At 48.0% G+C, this 21,959-nt stretch carries 23 protein-coding genes and 1 pseudogene; 1 reads left to right on the forward strand and 23 read right to left on the reverse strand.

Annotated features, from left to right (window positions below; all coding sequences use genetic code 11):
* Nucleotides 1-7 precede the first annotated feature (7 nt).
* From L0M14_RS13195 to L0M14_RS13260, 14 genes and pseudogenes are all read right to left on the reverse strand, one after another.
* A complete protein-coding gene (locus L0M14_RS13195) occupies nucleotides 8-1,054 on the reverse strand; it encodes a M42 family metallopeptidase (protein ID WP_235122503.1) in 1,047 nt (348 codons plus the stop codon).
* A gap of 127 nt (nucleotides 1,055-1,181) precedes the next feature.
* Entirely contained in the window at nucleotides 1,182-1,472 is a 291-nt protein-coding gene (locus L0M14_RS13200; protein ID WP_235122504.1) for a Dabb family protein, read from the reverse strand.
* 92 nt (nucleotides 1,473-1,564) lie between these two features.
* Nucleotides 1,565-3,580: a DUF6382 and FHA domain-containing protein gene (locus L0M14_RS13205; protein ID WP_235122505.1), complete on the reverse strand. Its 2,016-nt coding sequence runs from the start codon at nucleotides 3,578-3,580 to the stop codon at nucleotides 1,565-1,567.
* Between the two features lie 18 nt (nucleotides 3,581-3,598).
* Nucleotides 3,599-4,111 (reverse strand): prepilin peptidase, encoded by a 513-nt coding sequence (locus tag L0M14_RS13210; RefSeq protein ID WP_235122506.1) that lies wholly within the window; start codon nucleotides 4,109-4,111, stop codon nucleotides 3,599-3,601.
* A gap of 16 nt (nucleotides 4,112-4,127) precedes the next feature.
* Nucleotides 4,128-4,793 carry a TadE/TadG family type IV pilus assembly protein gene (locus L0M14_RS13215; protein WP_235122507.1) on the reverse strand — a complete coding sequence of 222 codons (666 nt, stop codon included), beginning with the start codon at nucleotides 4,791-4,793 and terminating at the stop codon, nucleotides 4,128-4,130.
* Nucleotides 4,794-4,830: 37 nt separating this feature from the next.
* A complete protein-coding gene (locus L0M14_RS13220) occupies nucleotides 4,831-7,065 on the reverse strand; it encodes a hypothetical protein (protein WP_235122508.1) in 2,235 nt (744 codons plus the stop codon).
* A 78-nt stretch (nucleotides 7,066-7,143) separates the two neighbouring features.
* Nucleotides 7,144-8,082 carry a hypothetical protein gene (locus L0M14_RS13225; RefSeq protein ID WP_235122893.1) on the reverse strand — a complete coding sequence of 313 codons (939 nt, stop codon included), beginning with the start codon at nucleotides 8,080-8,082 and terminating at the stop codon, nucleotides 7,144-7,146.
* A 64-nt stretch (nucleotides 8,083-8,146) separates the two neighbouring features.
* A complete protein-coding gene (locus tag L0M14_RS13230; protein WP_235122509.1) occupies nucleotides 8,147-8,374 on the reverse strand; it encodes a Flp1 family type IVb pilin in 228 nt (75 codons plus the stop codon).
* Between the two features lie 45 nt (nucleotides 8,375-8,419).
* Nucleotides 8,420-9,289, reverse strand: a complete 870-nt coding sequence (locus L0M14_RS13235; RefSeq protein WP_235122510.1) for a type II secretion system F family protein — start codon at nucleotides 9,287-9,289, stop codon at nucleotides 8,420-8,422.
* 13 nt (nucleotides 9,290-9,302) lie between these two features.
* A complete protein-coding gene (locus L0M14_RS13240; RefSeq protein ID WP_235122511.1) occupies nucleotides 9,303-10,241 on the reverse strand; it encodes a type II secretion system F family protein in 939 nt (312 codons plus the stop codon).
* Nucleotides 10,241-11,493, reverse strand: a pseudogene (locus L0M14_RS13245) (CpaF family protein). The gene L0M14_RS13240 and the pseudogene L0M14_RS13245 overlap by 1 nt, the downstream one beginning before the upstream one ends.
* Complete coding sequence (locus tag L0M14_RS13250) at nucleotides 11,490-12,428, reverse strand: nucleotide-binding protein (RefSeq protein ID WP_235122512.1); 939 nt, start codon at nucleotides 12,426-12,428, stop codon at nucleotides 11,490-11,492. Before L0M14_RS13250 ends, L0M14_RS13245 begins: the two are co-directional and overlap by 4 nt.
* Nucleotides 12,429-12,454: 26 nt before the next feature.
* Nucleotides 12,455-12,595, reverse strand: coding sequence for a hypothetical protein (locus L0M14_RS13255; RefSeq protein ID WP_235122513.1), 141 nt, complete (start codon nucleotides 12,593-12,595; stop codon nucleotides 12,455-12,457).
* Nucleotides 12,596-12,851: 256 nt separating this feature from the next.
* Nucleotides 12,852-13,364, reverse strand: a complete 513-nt coding sequence (locus L0M14_RS13260) for an acyl-CoA thioesterase (protein WP_235122514.1) — start codon at nucleotides 13,362-13,364, stop codon at nucleotides 12,852-12,854.
* A gap of 125 nt (nucleotides 13,365-13,489) precedes the next feature.
* Here L0M14_RS13260 and L0M14_RS13265 point away from each other — a divergent pair, with 125 nt between their 5' ends.
* Nucleotides 13,490-13,972, forward strand: a complete 483-nt coding sequence (locus L0M14_RS13265; protein WP_235122515.1) for a TspO/MBR family protein — start codon at nucleotides 13,490-13,492, stop codon at nucleotides 13,970-13,972.
* Here the strand turns inward: L0M14_RS13265 and L0M14_RS13270 are convergent.
* The 9 genes from L0M14_RS13270 to L0M14_RS13310 form a co-directional block, all read right to left on the reverse strand.
* Entirely contained in the window at nucleotides 13,956-15,611 is a 1,656-nt protein-coding gene (locus tag L0M14_RS13270; protein ID WP_235122516.1) for a protein kinase domain-containing protein, read from the reverse strand. The two genes, L0M14_RS13265 and L0M14_RS13270, sit on opposite strands and share 17 nt — an antisense overlap.
* Before the next feature lie 53 nt (nucleotides 15,612-15,664).
* Nucleotides 15,665-16,702, reverse strand: coding sequence for an SAM-dependent methyltransferase (locus tag L0M14_RS13275; protein ID WP_235122517.1), 1,038 nt, complete (start codon nucleotides 16,700-16,702; stop codon nucleotides 15,665-15,667).
* A 15-nt stretch (nucleotides 16,703-16,717) separates the two neighbouring features.
* Entirely contained in the window at nucleotides 16,718-17,485 is a 768-nt protein-coding gene (locus L0M14_RS13280) for an ABC transporter ATP-binding protein (RefSeq protein ID WP_235122518.1), read from the reverse strand.
* A 48-nt stretch (nucleotides 17,486-17,533) separates the two neighbouring features.
* Nucleotides 17,534-17,887, reverse strand: coding sequence for a cyclic-phosphate processing receiver domain-containing protein (locus L0M14_RS13285; RefSeq protein WP_235122519.1), 354 nt, complete (start codon nucleotides 17,885-17,887; stop codon nucleotides 17,534-17,536).
* Between the two features lie 59 nt (nucleotides 17,888-17,946).
* A complete protein-coding gene (locus L0M14_RS13290) occupies nucleotides 17,947-18,789 on the reverse strand; it encodes a deoxyribonuclease IV (protein ID WP_235122520.1) in 843 nt (280 codons plus the stop codon).
* A gap of 12 nt (nucleotides 18,790-18,801) precedes the next feature.
* Complete coding sequence (mutM, locus tag L0M14_RS13295) at nucleotides 18,802-19,617, reverse strand: DNA-formamidopyrimidine glycosylase (protein WP_235122521.1); 816 nt, start codon at nucleotides 19,615-19,617, stop codon at nucleotides 18,802-18,804.
* Nucleotides 19,618-19,990: 373 nt separating this feature from the next.
* Nucleotides 19,991-20,449, reverse strand: coding sequence for an SRPBCC family protein (locus L0M14_RS13300; RefSeq protein ID WP_235122522.1), 459 nt, complete (start codon nucleotides 20,447-20,449; stop codon nucleotides 19,991-19,993).
* Between the two features lie 36 nt (nucleotides 20,450-20,485).
* The gene (locus L0M14_RS13305) at nucleotides 20,486-21,085 is read right to left on the reverse strand and encodes a hypothetical protein (RefSeq protein ID WP_235122523.1); all 600 of its coding nucleotides are present in this window, start codon (nucleotides 21,083-21,085) and stop codon (nucleotides 20,486-20,488) included.
* Between the two features lie 57 nt (nucleotides 21,086-21,142).
* Nucleotides 21,143-21,805, reverse strand: a complete 663-nt coding sequence (locus L0M14_RS13310; protein ID WP_235122524.1) for a ribonuclease H-like domain-containing protein — start codon at nucleotides 21,803-21,805, stop codon at nucleotides 21,143-21,145.
* Between the last annotated feature and the right edge of the window lie 154 nt (nucleotides 21,806-21,959).

The raw sequence follows: 21,959 nt of genomic DNA on the forward strand, positions 1-21,959 counted from the left end.
ACGAGAGCTATTCGGCCGGCTCTAAGATGTAAGCAGCAAGCAGTGCAGACGTATGAGCAATCGCATCCATGTGAGTTCGCTCCATGGCGTGGGAGGCGTGAACACCGGGACCGACGAGAGCCGCCCGTATATCCCTTCCACCGCGCAGCGCAGCCGAAGCGTCCGATCCATAGCGCGGGTAAATATCTACCGCATAGCCGATACCGAGCTTTTCCGCATGCTCTATCATTTTGGAAGTCATCTGATAATCATAGGGTCCGCTGGAGTCCTTGGCGCAAATCGATACGTCACGATCACTTCCGCTTAGATCATCACCAAGCGCTCCCATGTCCACAGCAATCAAATCGGTAATATCCTCCGGAATATAGGACGAGCCGTGTCCAACCTCTTCATACGTCGAGAAAAACAGCTTTATCGTGTACACAGGCGTAATGCTCTCCCGCTTCAGCAGGTCGAGAAGCCCGAATAGCGCGGCTACGCTCGCTTTATCATCCAGATGACGGGATTTGACATACCCGTTTTCTTTCATTTGGACTCGAGGATCAAATGCAATAAAATCCCCCGGTCTGATACCCAGCGCCTCTACATCCTTTTTAGAGCTAACCAGCTCGTCAATTCTAACTTCCATATTGGCTTCATCGCGTTTGTATTCTCTTGCATCCTCGTATACGTGGACGGATGGTCTAGCTGTCATGATCGTGCCATCATAGACCCGCTCATCCCTCGTATGGATGGTACAATATTCATTCTCGATGGAGCTCATCATGAATCCTCCGAGCGAAGTAATCTTCAGAGTTCCATTCTCTTTGATGGATCGAACCATAGCGCCGAGCGTGTCTACATGGGCAGATATGCCTATCACACGTTCGCCTTGTTGACCCGGCACAGTCACAAGGCCACAGCCTTTATTCGTATATGTCATCTCGTACCCGAGCGCGTTCAGTTCATCCTCCACCAATCGCATGATACGATGTGTATAGCCTGTTGGACTGGGCGTGCGGAGCAGCTTGTCCAAGATTTGGGCAATATAGCTTCGATTCAGTTTTTCTTTCATCGTTCGTGACCTCTCCTTCCATAGAGTTTATGGATGGACACTTAAGAACATGTTGAGTGCCTAACAAGAAAAAAACAGTGCATCCTATAAGGATACTACACTGTTTCCTTTTGCTTTACAAACCAGTTTAGCTTTCGAAATCCACGCAGACCGACGTTCCGTCTAACACCTGCTTCATATGTGCCTTCACTTCTTCATGTACAGGGTGCGTATCGTATATTTTCAAATCCTCCGTAGAATCAAATCTTGTGATGAGTGCAATATCGAAGGAACGATTCAAGTGAAGCACATCTGTCCCTACTTCTATCGCTTTGAGAACCGGAATTTTCCCTTCCATGTTGACTAGCACTTGTTTGGTCGCCTCAATGGCTTCCGGTGAACGGTCTTTTAATTTAAAAAGCACTACATGAGTTAACATCGTCCATCATCCCCTTATGAATAAAAAGACATTCGCCTATCTGCGAATATCTTATTATAGCATTGCGGGTAAACAACCGGAATAGCTTCATGCTATTTTTGGAATGTGAGCTCCCTCCTAACAATTCGAATAATGTCACCGGGCTTAAGCGGATAAAGCTGATATGGAACCATGGCTTGACCGTTAAGAAAGGTACCATTCGTTGAGCCGAGATCTTGAACAGTGAACTCCTCGGCTTCTGAAGAAATCTCCGCATGTAATCTAGAAACCCCTGCCTCTTCAATAACATGATCCGCCTGGGCGTCGGGTCCGCTTCTACCGATGGTGAAGCCGCTCCCTTCAATCGGAACCGCCGTTTCAATGCCTTCCAGGACAGTCTCTAGTCTAGGCCCTTGGCTCTTGGGAAGAACACTGCCGAGAAAGACCGTTTTATTCGGCTGCGAAGCATGTAAAAGTGTCGTGTGCAGGTGCAGATTTTGATAATAGTGCTCCATGTCAGCAGAGGAAGTCTCTGGTTCTATTATTGGTAGCGGAGCTCGAACTGCGGTTTCTTGACTCGAACTATGCTTTGTAAATGTTGAGTTCAACGCTTTATGGAATCTTCCAGGCAGTTGCAAGCCGATATGCACCAAAACCAACCATATATCTCCCATTAGCAAAGTAATGCCGGCATATATTCGTAGCTTAGCTTCTTCCGGAGCCGAGGCATAATCCTGCCACATAAAGGCTGACGCAAGTACGAGAACTGCGAGTACAATCATTTTAGCCCGCTTAGATATTACCGGGGTTAATTCTTGAAATAGTGATAATTGCTCATCTTTATGCAAGAGCTCTGCCTTGTGAGATTGCAGGTCGTCTGATGAAAGCTGCTCTTTCCGCACATGTGTAGTTGAATGTTGTGAGAATTCATCCGCACTATGCCCCCGGGTTTTGCTTTCCTGTTCCGGTAAGATCTGATGCTGAGGTACCTTATTATGCATAGAATGGGGAGTCGAGCGAATCGGGCCAGGTAAGCTGTTCGATCTAAGATGTGACGGAGCTCCATGGGCGGGATCAAGTGGCTCGGATGTTCGATGTCGAAGCGGTTTGTCAGATGGATGAGCAGAATCCTGGACTTTAAAGTCCTGAAGGTGCGGCTGTGACCGTGCTTGGGGTTGTTTTTGTGATTGTGATTGTGTTTGTGTTTGTAACAGGTTTTGCGATCCGGATTGAGACTGTAGGTATGAAGGGGTTAGCGATCTAATTTGTACATGTGATTGATCATGAAAGTGTACTTGTATGTCTGTTTTTGACTGAATTTCAGTGTGGGAGTGCTCCGACTCCGGCTGTATGTCCGAATGCGATTTTGACCTCGAACTCAGTTTACCCTGCAATGTGGAATTCGGTAGATTGGGATGCGGCTGTTCCTGAGATGGGGATTTCCGTGATTTCGTTTGCAGTTGTTTCTGGGACATTGAAGATTTGGTTTTTGCAAAATCCTCCACAACACCGCTATTCTGACGGATAGGTTGATAATTTCGATCAACAGGACCCGCTTCATCCATGATTTGAAGAAGAGCGGCTTTATAAACAGGTATCTCCCTCTGGTCTGATAAACATGTATGCAATGCTTCCATTTCGGGATTATCCACAAATCCCCATTTAGCTAACAGCTCCTGAAAAAGCTTGTGTACTTGGGCCCGAATATCATTCGGCTCACTGAGCTCATGCAGTGGCACATAGGTCAGATACACATCGGACCAATCGTTTCCAATAAAAATAAAGTTATCTTTCAGAATAAAATGATCTTCGTTCAACATATAATTCTTGCTGTCATCTATCGCACAAATGATGGAATACGCGAGCTTCAACAACTCTCTTGGGCCCGTGTCCTCTGTTTTCAAGACATGGGACAGCATTCTTTTGCCGGAAACCTGATACAGCAGACTGATCTTAAAATCCATCTCATGAACATCCAGCGGCAGCAGACGCGGTATACAGTTGGATTCCAGCATTCGGAGCTGCAGAGCGGATAATTCCTCCTGAGCGATTCCTCCATCACGGTGAAGCTCCATATAATGTCCATGACGGTAAACAAAATCATAACGCAAGCCGAAAATAACCTGCACAATGGTCCTCCTTCCCAATTAAGGAATTAATGCATAGTACCATGCCGTACAAACACCGGGAACGACTGCGTACATAAACGGAAATTTTAGATTAGGCTGTTGTTTTAATCGCAGCAATGTTTGCAGATCTCTGTTCATAGTAATGGTAAACAACCAATTCGCGATTCGACTTCCCGTCGTCAAAAGCTTTTTGCGGATCAACAGCAGCAAGAGGCCGATGATGCCTGCAAAAAGGATGGAATACAGCAAGCACTGGATGACAAATAAAGCCCCCGTCAGAGCGCCTATCGCAGCAAACAGCTTAACATCTCCCGCTCCTAAAGCTCCTATGAGATGCAGCAGCAGAAGCATTCCGAAGCCAACAACAGCTCCAATTACCGCTTGAAATAATCCTTCCATTCCACTTTCGAGCGATTGAAGGAGTACGCCTGCGAGCGTACCTCCCAGGGTCAGCCAATTCGGCAGTATGGATCTCCAAGCATCCGTGAAAAATGCAATCGCAATGAATATCAGCAATACATATTGGATCAAATCAAATCTCCTTTTCCTAAGCGCCTACCCAAGCACGCTCAAGCGCTTTTTTCCGAAGCTTGATAGTATGACTGATAAATGGGAGACGCAGCTTGTAATCAACCTCTGCTTCCAGACTAAAATAAGCGTTTCCACCCGGCTGCAAGCTTGGTAAAGTCACAGAAATCACCTTGAACTGGCCCCGCTCAATGGTCCTGCTATCACAGAAGGCATACACAATTGGAGTCAATGCAGCATAGACGCGCGGCTTCACAGTCTCATCTAGGAAATGGTCGATATTTCCTTGGATGCTCTCCTCGCCGTCTTGTCGTAATTCTTTTTCCCAACTCATGAGATCCAGCAGCGAATCGGGAATATAGGCGGCATATTCGTCAGCCAGATCTTCAGCGCCGATCACCTTATCACGGGCATTCTGGGCTTGTTCGATCGCAGAGCCGATCACATTCGAAGCTGCACTTTGATCATAATGCGACTTCGCTTCCTGCATGAGCAGTCTGACCGGATATAGCTGGCCGGCAATTGTCTTGGTTGCTTCCGAAACCCCCGCTTGCAGCGCCATCTCCATCACAGCAATTTGAATACAAACAATTAACCCTACAACAAAAGTGAGAAATACGGGAAGCAGCAGCGCCGCTTCCAATACAATTCCGCCTTGCTGTTGCTTGAACCATCTTATCAGCATTCGTAATCCTCCCGGCTTCCCTCACAACCTCGCAGCTTCAATAAGCCCAAACGGCCGTACTCGCCATACGGCACCTGTTATGTTCAACAGTACAGCCAAGCAATCCCGTTCCTTCCATCACCTTCATTAGCTGCGGCACAAACCAAAGCCTAATGCTGCTTGCAGCGTTTCCTTGCATGTATGTGGTCTCTTGAACGAGATCTTTACCTGTATTCAGCTCGATCAAAGCCTGCATACGAGCCATGAGCTTCGTATCATTGCTGTGCAGCAAAAGAAATATCCGTAGATAATCCTTATAGGTGAGCTTAATCGCCGAAGAAGCAATTTTGGAAGAAAGCTCTACGGCTTCTCCTTTCACCAATTGATTCATGTCGATGAATGCTTTAGCAGCCCCTTCTGCCGCAGCGGCAAGCAGGACTAGCAGCGGAGAGCCGACATTCAGCAGCTCCTTCTTCGGGTCGAGCAGCGCCTCCAAAGTACGAATGGCCAGTCGGAACGAAAACATTTCCGCATAGGCGGAAGAGATGTTAGCCCCGCATGAAGAAAATCCATAGATCAAATACTCGGCTTCCTGTCCTTGCAAGGAGTGAGTGGACGGGTTCGTGAGTTCATGGGAAGCCTTGGGCTGACCTGACTCATCCTTTTCCAAGCCGTAGGTTCGGTAATTAAACTTGCTCAAAGCAAATTCATTCACATACAATTCATCGCGCAGCTCTGCGGCGGCATGATTGAACGCATCCAGCATATCCATCGCCTTCAGGCTGACTTTATCGGACTTCTCCATATCGTAGGCAACCTCATTGCCCGTACCCGGATCTTGGGCATTGGCTTGCCGATATTTTTGAAAGTATCCGGTACTGGCAGCCGAAGGATCCCCGGAGTCCCCTTGCAGCTTCCGATACAGCTCCGCATCAGCAGATGATTGGCTTAGTATCGTGCAAGCTCCTATTGACTGCTTGGCTTGATCCAGGACCTGCTGGATTTTATTCTTTTGCTCGCGTTTGCTTGCTGTAATCTCATCCCTCTTCTGCATACGCGCCGTCTCGACGGCATGCTGTTTGGCATAAAATTCATCTGCGGCTCTCCAGTAAGCTTCGTTCGCCTGATTAGCACGATCGGTATGCTCCTGCGTATACAAATAGACCGAATCTACAATGCCTTCGAATGCCGAGAATAAAGCCGTTATACTGGCTGCAGCCGTCTGATAGTTGTAGAAATAATCGTCCCCTAGCACAGCCACACTTTGAAAAGACTTATATGATTCTGCTTTATCCCCCGCTTGACCGGTCATCGTCCCCAGCTTGTCGCGGATCCTAGCATTAATCTCCTTGGCTCTCTTAATTTCGGGCTCCATCTGCTGCTGCAACTGCCTCAAAACATTACCGTTAGCAGGAACCTCCAGCTTCGTTGCTGCAACCAATGCCGCATACTTGACAATGTTATCCAGAAGCTGCTTCCATGCAGCCTGCTGCTCCGATAAGGCTCTCATCTGTCCTTGGAGATTGCTTCTGGATTCCATGATCGATTGTACACTGCGCCAATCCGCGGCCCCAGCTGCAGCCATTGCCGCAAGACTCATATCCAAATTCCGGATTGAATCCGATATTGACTTGAGTTGATTTTGTACATTAGTAAGCTCGCTTCTCACTTCATCAGCCGTATGGATACCAATTTGGTCAGCTAAGCTGTTCAGCTCGGTGATCCGTCCTTGATAGTAGGTATGATAAGTTGTCGCGTTGGCATGCATCTCTTCCATGAGGCTCCAGGCTTGATCCAACGCTTCATCTCTGTCCTCTAGTAGTTGTTCAAGTTCTTCAGCTTCTTTAGAAAATTGCGTGCCTTGCTGAAAAGCCGGTGCTGTCCCCGTCTTTTTAAATTTGTCAGTGATTTCCAAAGCAAACTCTATAGGCGCTTTGATTTTCATGTCCTCCAGAATCTGCTTCTCAAAAATGACGTGACTGGCTAACGAGTACACAGGTGTCATACGCTGGCTATCTTCTGCAGGAAGCTGGTCCAGATAATGAAATCCTCCAGGAGTGACGCTACCTGACAGATTCCCCTGGAAGACCTCGCTGAAAATCTGCTCAGCCTGCGGCTGCTCAACTCCCAACCCATACAACCCCCAAACCTGCAGATCAGGGTCGAAAGCCGACATGACGGAGCGTACAGCCGCTTGTACGGCAGCATCATTTTCTCTTTCCGCCAGCTTAATTCTGGCAAAATCAATGAGCACTGCCTGAAAAAAGAAAATCGGCACTATAATCAAGATCAAATAGACGGAAACAGCACCTTGTTTGGATCTCCACAGATTTCGTAATTGGCTCCGCCTTCTCAGGAAGCTCCCTCCTTTCTAGTTGTGTACGACCACAACGATGCCCTGCTGCTCCAGTTTGTTTCGAAGCGATTCGGAGGGAACGCCTCTGCCTCCCGCACTCTTTTTAAAGAAATGCCAGACCACTCCCTTAACTCGTGTTCCTTCTTGCAAAAGCTCAGCGTCCTTGGGCATTTGTTCAGCTAATAGCTGGGCTTCCGTGAACGTATAAAAAGCTTGATGTGCAATACCTCGTGAATCTAAAGCATCAATGGTTCTGCTTTTACCTGAAGGAGTGGTCAGCACTTGGGAAGCACCGCCGACCAACGATTGTAAATAAATCGAAGCTTCGCGTTCCGAGCGTATGGTAACACTCGCAGCTGAACCGTTTGCAGTCGATGGTTCTTGAAGCGCAGCTTTCGCCTCTTCCGGCGAGATTCGACCTTTCACAAATTTCAGATACGTCCGTGTAATATCCGTTAGACGAATGAGCTCAACCGGGTCAATAACATGCGACATCGCTCTGCCAGTAACCTGATCGGTTTGAAACAATCGGGACACATACGGCGGCATGGACATGGGGCGCACGAGTTCAACTTCAACCTGATGATCGGCTATATAGTTCGTATACCGGGCAGAGCCTGTTACTCCTATTGGTAGTAAATCCGATGCTTTAGCGAGCTTGCTTTCCACAAGTCCGCTTGTTTCACCGGTATTTGCAGGAAGCTTGACCTCAGCAGGGGAAGCCGAGAACAGCATGCCAAATAAGTCCGTGATACTGTCTTGTGTTAAGCGCCAATAGAGTCCGTCGGATTCTGCGGGATCAAATGCACCTGTTATTAAATCCTTTCGGCTGTTATCCCAAGTGAATGACAGGCGTTCGGCCGCTGAGCGGGCAATCTGCTGAATCACTACCCTCTGGTACACGAACACACCTAGTAAGATCAACGCTAAGGTACATATCATTACGACAGGCATCACGAGAGATGCTTCCAGGGTAAAGCTGCCTTGGTTCCCTCGGCATAGCTTGACTCTCATTCGCTTATGGGGAGCAGGACGTGGTCGGGCTTGGCGCACACGGAGTTACGGTACTGTCATTCGTTAGATTCGTATTTGCGTCGCCGATTAACTTTTGAAACCAAGAAACGATCCACTTTCTGAATATGATGGCTACCGCAACTAGAACGGCAACAATCAACAAAATTTCCAATGTGCCTAGTCCTTCTTCATCCTTCCAAAATGCTTGCAGCCACGTTGTTACTTGTTTCATAAACGCTTCCTCCAGTTCATCCATATATTTATTGTTGATCTTACATCATTGCTTCATGATCATAAGGGCGGGAGACGCAACAATGACCATCACCACGACGAAAATGAGCACCATCGGAAACACCAGCTTGGATGATGCCTCTTCTCCTAATGTCCGGGACACGGCTTTACGCCGCTGCCACAGCTCTAGTGAGAGAGCTTGAAGTGCCATAGCGAAGTCATTACCGCCCCGTTTGTAGTTCAGTAAGAGCGCAGAGGTGAACAACGAGATTTCATGAAGCGCACACCTTTTGCTAAAATCCTCCATGACCTTTGGGAATGAAAGGTTCATTTCCAGCCCGCGAACGGCGGTACTCAACTCTTTGAAAAGGGGCGTTTCTGGCCTATTCTTTCGTGCTTCCACACAGCGAATCCACGCTTTTCCAACCGTTTCTCCGGCATTGACGAGCAGAACGATGGTATTTAGTACCTCCGGAAGCTCCATGATCATCAATTGCTGTTTTTTGCGAATTTTCACATCTAGGTCCCTCACCATCAGCATAGGTACGATCCCAGTCGTTAGGAGCCCCATGGCAAACAGGCTGGCTTCCTGGCCGGCAGCTGCCGCAAGTATGGTGAAGAACATTAAGCTCAGGAATGCTGCCGAGACCAGCTCAGCAGTAAATATCTTGGACCCGTGAAGCGAATAGCCTCTTCCATAAAGTGTCAGCAACTTATGGTGCACCTTGGATGTAAAGTCCGGCATCCGCTCCAGGATATTAAAAACATCTACGAGCAGTAAACTGCAAGGCAGCATCCATCTAAGCTGAAACGGATAAGTCTGTTCCTTCAAAAATACGGCGTACCTCCTTCTTCCTACTAAGAACAAGGCAATACCTATACTTGCTTCTATTCCTGCTAATATCGTGATCCACATGCAGCTTTCGCCCCTACACCTTGATATCCATAATTTTTTGAGTCAACCAATAGCAAACGGCCAGCACCGCGATACTCGCGCTCATGATCAGCTTCCCAGCGCCTTGATAAAGAGGCTCCATGTAGTCCGGCGAGCTGAATGCCAGTACGGCAACAATCATGACCGGTGCGAAAAGCAGTACTTTGGATTCAAATTTTTTCTGCGCTACCATCACGGCGATGTCTTGAGTAATGTCCAGCTTTTCTCCGATAACCGACGCCGTTCGCTTCATGACTTCAATTAAATTGCCGCCGGTTCGCTTGCAGGTCAGCAGCACATCCGCGAAGTTCTGGATATCCTCGATATGACTGCGCTCAGCAAAGCTGTACAGCGCCGTTTCAATCGGTTCTCCATTCTCAACTCTTCTGCAAAGGATACTGAATTCCACAACAATCAAACACGAAGGATCCGGATACAGCACGCGAAGATCCTCTAACGCTTCTTTGAACGCAGATTCAATGGACTTGCCGGCAGTCATGGCCGAAGATAAACAGCTTAATGCCTGTTTAAACTGGACATTCAGCTTGTTTTTCCGCCCACGTATCAATTGCTTTCTACGAATACGAGGAAATAGGAATCCGATTGCGCTAATAAGCAAGGACATCATCAGACTTTTGTAAAAGATGAAGCCTACACACATGGCAGGGAGGCCCAGCATACAAATGGCCAGCAGCTTCTGTTTCTTCGTAAGTTCGTATTCATTGTAGTCCGTCAAGCCGTCCATTAAAGTTCGCTTAACATCGGTAGAATTAACCATTCGAGCGGATGATTTGGGTTGAGTCCATCGTGCAGATGGGTTATGATGCGAGGAATTTACGGACAGGTCATCTGACCTACTCTTCCTCTTATCTCTCCAATACAGCAGTGAAAATACCGCAAAGACAACTAGCAGCACCAGCCCAATCAGCTTCATCAGCCGACCTCCTTTACCTGCTTCATCCACTCCGGAAGCTTCTTACCGGCCATGTGAATTTTGTGCATATTCTGAACGGGGTTGCCCGTATACACGAGCCTTCCTGACACCTCACCGGTAACCTGTTCCCCGGTTTCTTCAAACATAAACAGCGGGTTAAGCTGTACCTCGCCACCTATTACACCCAGTACTTCACGGATCTCCGTCACCTTCCGAGTGCGATCTCTCATTCTACTCACATGAACCATGACATCCAGTGCCGATGCGATTTGTTTACGTATGACTTCTACGGGGAGCACTGTCCCGCTTAAAACCATCGTTTCGAGCCTGCTTAGCATGTCTGCAGATGAGTTTGAATGCCCTGTTGAAATAGACCCATCATGCCCGGTATTCATGGCAGCTAACATATCTAAAGCTTCAGCTCCGCGCACCTCTCCGACAATGATGCGATTCGGGCGCATCCGCAGGGATGAACGTATGAGATCACGGATTGTAATTTCTCCTTTCCCTTCAGAATTGGCATTTCTTGTTTCTAAGCTGACCAGATTGGGTACAGTTCGGATCTGCAGCTCTGCTGAATCCTCAATCGTAATGATGCGTTCATCTGCAGGAATCCAGGCACTAAGCGCATTGAGAAACGTGGTCTTGCCTGAGCCGGTCCCTCCCCCTATGAATAGGTTAAAACCGCATTCCACGAGCGTTTTCAGAAATTCGGCGGCTTCTTCCGTGAGACTTTGCTTTTCAACCAAATCGGCCATCGTGAGTGCACGCTCAGGAAATTTTCGAATCGTCAGTACCGGACCGCATAATGAAGCCGGAGGAAGCACCACATTCACACGAGAGCCATCCTGCAATCTGGCGTCTACAATCGGGGAACCCTGATTGACAATACGATTGACCTTGGCAACAATCATCTGAATAAGATCCTCCAGCTTTTCCTCACTTTCAAATGAATGCGGATAACGCTCTACCCCCCCTCCCGTTCGATAAAAATATGTGTATGCCCATTTACCATAATCTCCGTGACTGCAGGATCATCAATGAGCGGCTGCAGTATGTCCAACCCGCGAAATGAATAAAAAATCCGATTAACAGCTTCATGCATGTCCGTTGATGTCCACTGTTCTTGAATCGAAATGGCGAACACGGACTCTTCAATTAGCTCCTTTAGCTGCTGATCGGAGATGCTTGCGGTTAAATCAAGCCTGTCTTTCACCTGCTGTTTGATAGTCAAATATAAGGCTGGGTTCACGATGCCTCCACTTCCTCTGAGGGAAACGATTGATTTCGTACGGACGTGAACACTTCATACACCTGCTCTGAGAACAAGGCTGACTGCCATACCTGCTCGGACTCATAAACAGCCTTCCAGTCTGGTATGTAAGGCAGCTTGCCCGCCACCTCGTCTTCCAGCGATGCTAGATCATTCATGTACTTTCCCGTAAATTTATTGAGTACAAAATGAACCTGACGCAAGGCTCCAATCTGTTGTTGGAACGCTCTGGTTTTAAATAAATGAGGCAGATCGTCCAAGACAATCCAGAACACCTCATCACTCAATTCGAGTGCCTTGACGATTCGAGGATGCAGCGATGATTCAAGATCAAGAATGAGATAATCGTATTGCTCGGACGTCAACAAGGCCTCAACCAGAATACGGACATCCTCTCCTTTCATCTCCTGCATCTCTCTAATTTGATCATGAGGAGTTAGGTAATCGAAACCGAGACGAGGATCTCTGGACTTGAGCAGTTCAATGCGGGGAATGAGCAGCTCGGGGGTGCTTTTTGCATAATAGAGAAGCTGGGAGAACTTCGAAGCCGCTCCTTGCAGCATAGCTGAGGCAGAGCTGACCGACTCCAAGCTGACGTAGAAAACACGATGCCCCCGATAAGCCAGCTGCCTGGCGAGATGAATAGCTGTAACGGTTTTCCCGCTTCCTCCTACGCTTGAATAAACGCTATATACCTCCGTTCGTTTGTTCATGCGCATAGAAGTGTGTGTCCGCTGTTTTTCCCCATAGAAGGCCAGCAAGCGGGTAAGCAGCTGTTGAAGTCCCTGGTACCGGTATAAAAAGGGGATGGCAGTACCCGCTTCACAGGTCGTTGAGATGGTCTCGCTAAGCACCACCCAGCACCACTCGTCATCGACATGCTTCACAAGCGAATAATACGCCTCTGATATCAAAATCAACCTCCGTCTACCGCTCTCTGTTATGGCCGCTTGCAGCAGCTCCGGCTTGGAAAAAGCTTGATTTGCAGCTTCTCGGCAAATTCCGAAGTACGTATAAACTCGGTTAATCGCTGACAATATGAGTTGTCATCGTCGAGGTAATACAGCTGAATTCTTTCCATGATGTCCTCCTTATCCACGTTAATTGGTTAACGAATACAGACCACTTCCGATCAATAGAAGTCCAGCTACCGCCAGTAAGATAGCCATTTGAATCTTCATGCTTCGCTTCATGTATCAACCTCCAGGACAAACAAAAAAAGCACTCGCCAATTGAGAAAACGAATCTTCCCAAATAGCGGTGCTTCCGCTTGTTATGTATAAGTAATCAAATCATACCATATTTACCCAAAAAAATCAATTCTTTTTTGCCATTGTTTATTCCCATGGATTTTTCATTGTCAAAAATTCAGCCAACTTCTTGCTCTCTTCTCTTCGGATTCGGCGGAGCTCCGCCCTTTGTGGAGCTGATTCGTGCAGCTTCGTCTCTTCTTCTGTCTCTGGTACAACCTGCGGCACAGGCACAGGCTTCTTGTTATCGTCCAGCGCAACGAATGTCAGGAACGAAGTAGCGGCAATGGTACGATTACCTGTTTTTAGATCTTCAGTCACGACCTTCACGAACACTTCCATGGAGCTTTTGCCTGTCCAGGTCACAAATGCTTCCAGACAAACGGAGTCCGAAGGCTTAATCGGATGCAGAAAATCCACGGAGTCGGTAGATGCGGTTACGACGGATCGTCTGCAGTGCTTGTGGGCGGCAATAGAAGCGATATCGTCGATATAGGACATCAGCTTTCCGCCGAAAAGCGTATTATGATTGTTCACGTCCGTAGGGAATACCCTTGAAGTTTTATAGCATTTGGATTCTCTTGAATATCTGGGTTCCATGGTTCTCATCTCCTGTGTCATCATCAAAGAGCAGCGTAACTTGTTTTAACTGTTATATCTTTATGCTCATCCGTAATATAGTGATAGTACAAACCTAAACCGTATCAACCAATGGAGGTGTTAGCATGTTCACGTTTATCGTCACATTCCTGATCACCTATGCCTTATTCTCGATTTCCGGTGTACTGTTTCCCGTCGACCCTGCCTATTACACGGAGCTTCGCAAGCCAAGCTGGAATCCACCCGCCAAGCTTTTCGGGATCGTATGGTCGGTCTTGTACGCTTTGATTTCTTTATCGGTAGCCATCGTGTATACCAAGACTGACGGCTTCCAAGAAGCAGCTTACAGCTATACGGTGATATTATTTATTAATTATTTAGCCAATCAGGCCTTTTCCTTTTTCCAATTCAAATTAAAAAATCTGCGGCTTGCGTACCTCGACAGTTTCTTGGTTGCCCTAACGACCTGTCTCCTCATCTACGCAACTCTTCCCTATTCCAAGTTGGCCGCTTGGTTATTGGTTCCCTATTTACTTTGGAGCTGCTTTGCAACCTTCCTTGCCTGGACGATCTATCAGCTGAACAAAGAACCTAACCATTCCGTTTAAAAAGCTGAAGCAATGACCTTGGACTCACTCGCTGCTGCTTCCATGCTTTCTCAGAAGTAATTACTGTAACAAGCGGATCCAGCGATTGCTGTAATGCCGCGAGAATATCAGGCTGATCCTGCACGCAATTTCCTTTATCTACGGCTTTCATAATCAGTTCATAGGGAATATCGGGAATGCTGCAGTCCGGTTCCATTTGCAAAGATTTCATCCACTCCGGACGTTTACGCCCAATCGTCTGCCGATTGGCTGCAAAACGAACTTGTTTGCCGCGTTCCCGATAGGTTTCGATCAGCTCAAGATTTGTTTTTGCTGAAATTCGATTCAGCTTTCCAGGGGAAGCATCTACGACCACAACAATCTCATCGGCACTGTGGCATAGTTCCCTTACAGCCGGGTCAGTCCAAGCCGTCCCTATATCCCAAATGACAACAGGCGTTTTGATAGTGTGCAGAAGCTTGAACGTATCAGCCGCACTCCAGCTGGTCTGAACATTGTCCGGATGATGGGGTGCCCAAACCGTGTAACCATCCGTCCAAGCTTTATACGCGGTCTGCTGCCGTTCTCTTACCAGTGCGTCCACGGCAAATACATATTCCTTCGGTGCTCGATGATCACCATACAACAGCATATAGAGGTCGGGTTCGTTCGCAGGATGTTCGATAACCGTATGCGGGACACGGGCAGCGTTAAGAACGCGCGCTATGGATATAGCTGTAAACGTGGCACCGACCCCAGCGTACAAGCCGCCGACAACGATAAGCTTATCTGACACGGTTGGAGATGGCTTTACTACTGCTTCCCCTAGCTTCTGCCGGGAACCTGTCATTTGTTCATAAACAAGCTGCAGACGCTTCTTCAACTCCAACGCGGTTTGAAGGCGCTGTTCTGGCTGCTCCTTCAATAACTGCTCTACCGTTTCAGCTAACAAAGACGGCAAATCAGCTCTTACTTTGTGAAAAGGGAGCTTAGAAGCATATGCATACTGCCCGCCTGAAAGCAAGTAATACATCATCGCTCCTATGGTATACAGATCCGAGCGAACATCGGTTTGATGTCCAAGAAACTGTTCAGGTGCAGCAAATCCAATCGTCCCGATCTGCATCGTGTCTCCCTGCTGCCCTTGTGTATAATGCCTGGCAATTCCAAAATCGATCAGCCTGATCTGATCTTGAACGCCTATCATGATATTGGCAGGCTTAAGATCTCTGTAAATGATGGGATGTGGCTGAAACGTGTGCAAATAATGAAACAAGTCGCATAGCTGGAGACAAATATGAACGACCCGCTCAGCGGAAAGTGAGTTCCCGCCTTCCTCAAAGAGCATCTGTAGGTTAGGACCGGGAATATAATCCATAACCATATATACATAGCCCTCATCTGTGGAAAAGTAATCGACTAGCTGCGGAAGCTGAGGATGCTGGAGCTGAGCAAGCATGCTCGCCTCTTCCATCATAGGGGCACTGCTGCCGCCCTGAGGCAGACATTCCTTTACCGCCCACTTCTTCCCGACCAGTTTCACATCCTCCGCTAAATAGACGTGCCCCATACCACCTTGACCCAGCAAGGATGTAATCCGGTACCTTCCTCCTATGCAATCCCCTATCGTTCGGCCGACATAGCGTGCGATATGAAACAACCCCCTTATCAGGTAATATTTACCTTGATTATAAGAGGGCCAGCGCCAGAAATCTACAATTTTTGTAAATAAAGGGTCAGTTCTTCACGATTATGGAACAATTGCTTTGCTTTGAGTAGATGTAGAGACGGTTCGAACAGCTGTATTAACTCACGGATTGTTTGAAACGGCTTCTTATGCATCAGCTTGACCGTGATGATCGCGGTTCCTCCGCTTTGCAGCGCATAGAGCAGATCAGCTACCAGCCTGCCCATTTGGCGAGGGCTCCAGCTCATATCGCAAACCAGCAGATCAAACTCGTTGTCGCGCAGCTTTACATCTCCGGCATTCTTTTTATAAATCTTAAGCATCGGATTGCTTGTTAAGCTAGGATGCATACTTGCTGGGTCGATAGCCGTCACCCTTAAACCTCGCTCGAGTAGAAGGGATGTCCATCCCCCGGGCGCCGCTCCAATATCAAGCGCTGCACGCGCATAGCTGAAATCAATACCGAAGCGCTGTTCCGCCTCCAGAAGCTTAAATTTCGCACGAGATATTTGATCCTCTTCTTTCTGAAAACGGATAGCCCCGCCCGACCAGTCAGATAAATTTTCCGAGGGACTAGATATCCCCGCAAAGAGCTTATTTGCACTGATATAGACCGATACAATGCGATCCGCACCTTTTACAACAGGTTCAGCCTGCAAAGTACTCGTAATGACAGTGTCGAGCTCGGCTTTTATCGTAAAAGGGGCGTATGGGACATCCGCCTTTTCTTCTTTGCGAACTTGAACCGCAATGAACTGTCCCGGATTCGTAAACCCGGACTCTCCTGTTGTAGCAAGCCACGTTTTCAGATTCGCAATATCTTCGTCAGAACGGGTCAAGTCCCATTGGACCTGCACAGGCTGGACGTGCCGCAAAAATATAGGTTCTTGCTCTTTCAGTGCTGCGGAAACCTCACTCCAACTGCCCGGAACCTCAAAGCTGAAAATTTCCGTTGGAACGATCAGCTTAAAAGCTACAGCAGGAAACAGCCTGCGAATTTCTTCCTGGGCATATTGGGCAAAACCGTGATTCGATGTTCCAATACAAGTTACTGTTGTTGTCATAGCCGCATCCTTTAACTATTCTAGTACCTTAATCCAAGGCCGATCCCGAAACCATTCCAGTTCTACCTTCACACCGAAGGCCCGATACAAATTCTCCGGAGTAAGAACATCCTTCTTGGTGCCCGAAGCAATCAGCTTACCCGCTTCTATGAGCGCAACATGTGTGAACAGAGGAATAATTTCTTCAATATGGTGAGTCACGTAGACAACCATGATGTCCTGCTTGCTTAGGTCATTAATATCCTGCAGCAGACGCTCTCTTTCGAACAAATCAAGTCCTGCCGCCGGCTCGTCCATGATCAGAATCGAAGGATTCATCATAAGTGATCTGGCCAGCATGACCTTTTTGCGTTCGCCTTGCGATAAGGTTCCAAGCGGTTGATCGGCCAAGTGAGGAATTCTTACGCGCTTCAGCATATCTAATGCCTTGCCTTTTACTTCCTCAGGAATCTCCTGGTAAAACCGTAAAAACGCGTACTCCCCTGTAGCCACAACTTCCCATACGGGATCGCTTAGATTTAATTTCTCAAAAAGGGATTGACTGATATAACCAATCTGTTTGCGAACCTCTCTGACGTCACACTGGCCGTACCGGTTGCCCAGCACCTCTACCTTCCCCTTGCTTGGGAATTCGTAGCCATTCATTAACTCAAGAAGTGTAGTTTTTCCAGACCCGTTCCGTCCAAGGAGGACCCAGTTCTCTCCTTTTTGCATGTCGATATGAACATCTTCCAGGATATGTCTTTCTTCACGTATAAAATGTATGTTAGATAATTGGATCATGCCTTTATTCGTTCCTCTCTCCGCCTTTTCATATCTGGTAAGGCCGCATTATGATGCCCCAAGCCTGTGCTGGATAGCGATTTGTTCAAGCAGGTCCTCCGGTATCTTGGTCGGATGCACTTCCACGTGCTCCGGCTTGGAGGAATAGAGCATTTGATACATGTTGGAACCGGCGGATGGACTCGAGGTATGGATGTAGATTCTTCTTGGAAATCTCCCTGTGCGAATGATCCAATGAACCACATCCATGCCGGTCTCTTGGACTCTATAACCCAGATCATGATCCAGCGATAAAATATCCACCTCACACTCCTCCAGCATCAGAATGCATTCCGAAGCATTTTTCGCTAATGCAAAGCCCAAGGGACTCGAACGCCAATCATCCAAATAAACATGAATCATACCGCACCTCCTCTCTCGAAACAAACTTGCACATACCTATGTAGTCAAAAATAATCCTGCTATAACGAGTCAGAAACGCCCGCCAGAGCTTTCACATGTGCGATTTCCTGACGATGCGTGCCGTCTGTCCCCGTTCCTGTTTCCAGGACAATCGGAATATGCTTGACATAAGGTGATGCTAGGACAGACTTCATCCACTCATTCCCAATATATCCGCTTCCTATATTGGCGTGACGGTCCCTACGCGATCCCAATGGGTGAACAGAGTCGTTAAGATGAACCGCTTTTAGATGAGGAAAATAATCTATGGCCGCGCCTCTGTTCTCCATCTCACTCCAATCGCTGCCTTTCCACATCCCGCTGGCAAACGCATGACACGTATCCAGACAAAAGCCGATTGTCTCCGGTTGCTCGCACAGCTTACGCACTTGAACCATTTCTTCCATCGTTAAACCGAGCTGTGAGCCCTCGCCCGCCTGGTTCTCCAACAGAATAAGCGAGGATCCTTGAAACTGCCGGGCGGTGCTATTCAAACATTGTATAATATTTTTATAGCCTTGTAACGGGTCTTTCCCTACATATTTACCAAAATGAACCACAAGGCCGACGGAACCGCAGGCTTCCGTGATTTCAAGACCATTCACGAGCAGCTTGACCATCAATTCTCGTTCCGTCTCATCTACAGCCGGATTTAGCGGATACGGCGCATGGCCGATCGACAATATACCGTTGTCCTTACAGAATTTCGCGCAAGCGGCGGCATCCTTTTCGTTCACATTCTTCAGCGACAAGCTGCGGGGATTCATAGGAAAATATTGAAAAGCCCCTGCCTTCAGCTGCGCGGCTGTCTTGGCTGCACCCAAATACCCGTTTCTTGTGCTGATATGCGAGCCTATGTACATGGGTCAGCCTCCTTACCGTTGACAGTCTGGACAATAGAACGTTTTTCGTGATGCAACCGACCGGTCCAGTACAATGGTTCCGCCGCATCGAAAACAGCTTTCGCCACCTCTGTCATATACGAGACAATGGTGGTTATAGGTACCGGTTAACGTATCTCCCACATAGAGCGGATCTTCCATATAGCCCCCAATTCGAATGGCGTTCGTTAGCACGTGATGAATGGAAGCATACAGCTGCCTGATCTCCTGCTCAGTCAGCTCACTAATCTTTCGGATCGGCTTCACACCGGCATCATAGCAGATTTCATCGGAATAGCAATTGCCTATCCCCGCAATCCATTGTTGATTAACGAGCTGTGACTTCAGCACACCTTTCTTTTGAGCGACCATCTCTTGAAATCGCTGCAGAGTAAATTCTGGCGATAAGGGCTCCGGCCCCAAATCACCCAAGGCTTCCTGCAGCTCGCTTGGCGTGTATACATGCAAATAACCAAGCCGCAGCCCGATAAAATAAAGCTTCTCCGAGCGATTAAACTCGAACTCTACCTGCGTATTTCGATCCGGCTTGTCCGCATCTGAGCCTAGGTGCATCCATCCCCCCAGCATCAGATGAAGCACTAGCGTTTCGCCTGTGTCCAATTGAAACAGCAAATGCTTGGCTCTGCGTGCAATCTGTGTCAGACGATGATTGACAATCCGATAAATAAACTCGGAATCCGGCATATTGATCGACTTGCTTCGATTCACTGTAACATGAGTAATGGGCTTACCTACAATCAACTGAGATAATAGCCGTCTATAATTCTCCATTTCCGGCAGTTCAGGCATCTGGATATCCTCCATAAGCATAATGCTACTTGTATGCCCATGAACGCGGCCCCACAAACGAAAGAGTGGAAAAAGTTCATTGAAAACAGGGAACAATTGCGCTTTCTCAAAATGTAAAACAGGATGTCTTACGCATAGATAAACGGCTTCAACGTGCTATAAGGTTGAACGTGTTATCAATCTTATATCTTCAATCGAAAAAGCTGCCGAGTGGCAGCCAAATAAAGGTAAATGGAGAGCTCAGTCAATAGTGCACGGAGAAAATCCCCCTGAAGCACGGAATGAAGCCTACTTAGAATGATTGGAAACCAATTGTTCTGCTCATGATTGCCGAATTGCTTGCAACGAATGCATGAATGCTAGACCAAAGAAATTACTCAAAAACGCGTTCTTCCGCGGCATGTTTGATAAATTCATTACGCTTTTCCAAAAACTGCGTCATATATCTTTTTAGAAATAAAACATCTGCCAGTTTACCCAAGATTCCAAGAGGTGATTCATAGACAAAAATATCGATCATTTGAGTTCCTCCTGCAGGGAATAAACTCATGGAATGCTTAAACCATTTGAAAGCTCCCTTCATCTGTTCATCCACAAAATAGCGCGGCGCCTCAAACTCCGTAATTCTTACCGATAGTCGCTGCCTGATGCCAAAATGCGTCGCTTCCCAGGTGACGGTTTCATCCCGCTCAATGAGTCCGCTTCTCCTGCCGGCTACCGCTCGCTCATGGGTTTGAGAAGTAGACTGCATATGGATGTCGATACTACGGGCCAGATCGAAGCAAATTTGTGCAGGAGCATCTATGATGATTGTCGTTTTTATCGTTGGCATATCAAATACGCTCCCAATTGAACAGACATAAACGGCTTAGATCAAGCCCTCACAGACGTATGTAGGCTTGGTGCGTCTTGGATTTCTTGCCTTCTTCTCCTGAGACCCTGTACGCCCTTCACTTGTCATGTTCACTATTTTGCTGCGTGCTTTGTGCTGCTTCTCTCTCAGGCGTTGTATACGCCGATCCAAAGCCTTTTCCTCCTCGGCACGTTTACTGCTAGTTCTGCTGCCGGCACGCTCTAAGGATCGCCGATTCATCAGCTTGTTTCGAGCCTCTTCCGCATAAAAAAGCGCCTGCTCAAAGTTTTTCTCCCGATGCTCGTAATACATGGCAAGCTCCAAGTAAGGCTCCAGCTGTACGGTAAATACGTTATTTTTTATTAGGAGGGATTCCCTCCATAAAGTAAGGGCTCGATCGTAGTTCCCCTGTTTCTTATAATAGGCGGCTTGCAGAATGAGGATGGTCTCCCTTTCTCCCTCATATTCTGCTCGAGCACCGGATGCGGTAGTTTCAGATTGCTCGAATGCTTCATCCGGCCGAAGCAATCTTGCATACAAAGATTGAAATACATGCTCGGACAGCTTGTAGCGCTCCATTTTTTTCAAGCCATATGCCCGTTCGATAAAGCTCATCCAACCCAATCCTCATCATCGCATGAGCAGAGTCAAGAGCGGCTAATTCAGCGGCAGTCAATTCTTTGTGAAAAAGCTGTTCGGTCGACAGTTGGCCGCCCCAGCTGCCCTCTGCCGTATGCGGCAGGGCACCTCAAGCAGCTTGCCAAAATGGATGGATAAGGCGGCTAAGGTCAATATGTCGTGTTCATTATGCGTCAAGACGCCTTGCAAAATGTTCGGATCCTGTTCCGCAAGGTATTGAAAATACAAAGTGGGAGCCATGGAACCTGGCACGTCATCGCTGCGCTCGAAATCGAGCCTGCTTTCCTCCACCTTACTTAACCGGCAGGAAGGGAGTGTATTTCGCCATAAGCTGCGGGACGGATACAACAAGTCCAACTGCAGGATATGCGAATCGTCAATCTTGATCCGATTCATGATAAATCGGTTCTTCAGCAGCGGCCAATCGAATGTGCGGCCGTTGTACGAGACCAGGCGCGAAAAGCGGCTCATAAGTGCCTGGACGTATGTGAGCATGGCGTATTCTTCGGCATGATTACGGATCAGGAGCTGTTCGACGACGAACTGCTCCGCACTATAATAGCCGATGCCGATGAGAAACGGCACGTTGCCCGCTCCGACGCCCAGCCCGGTCGTCTCCGTATCGAAGAACAGCAGTTCTTCGATACGGATGCCGCCCTCGGCGTCGGGGTGAAAGCAGCCCAGCTCCCCGCCCAATCGGCAAGCTCACGCAGCCGATACTTGCCATGGGAGCTGTCAGCGTCATAGACGCGGCGCCGCATCACGAACGAGCCCTCCGGGCTCGTGTAGATGTGCGCGCCGAGCGGCGCCCACTCGCCGCCCGCCTCCGGCGGCGAGGGCTCTGCCGCTA

It is taken from the genome of Paenibacillus hexagrammi (assembly GCF_021513275.1).
Taxonomy (GTDB): Bacteria; Bacillota; Bacilli; order Paenibacillales; family NBRC-103111; genus Paenibacillus_E; species Paenibacillus_E hexagrammi.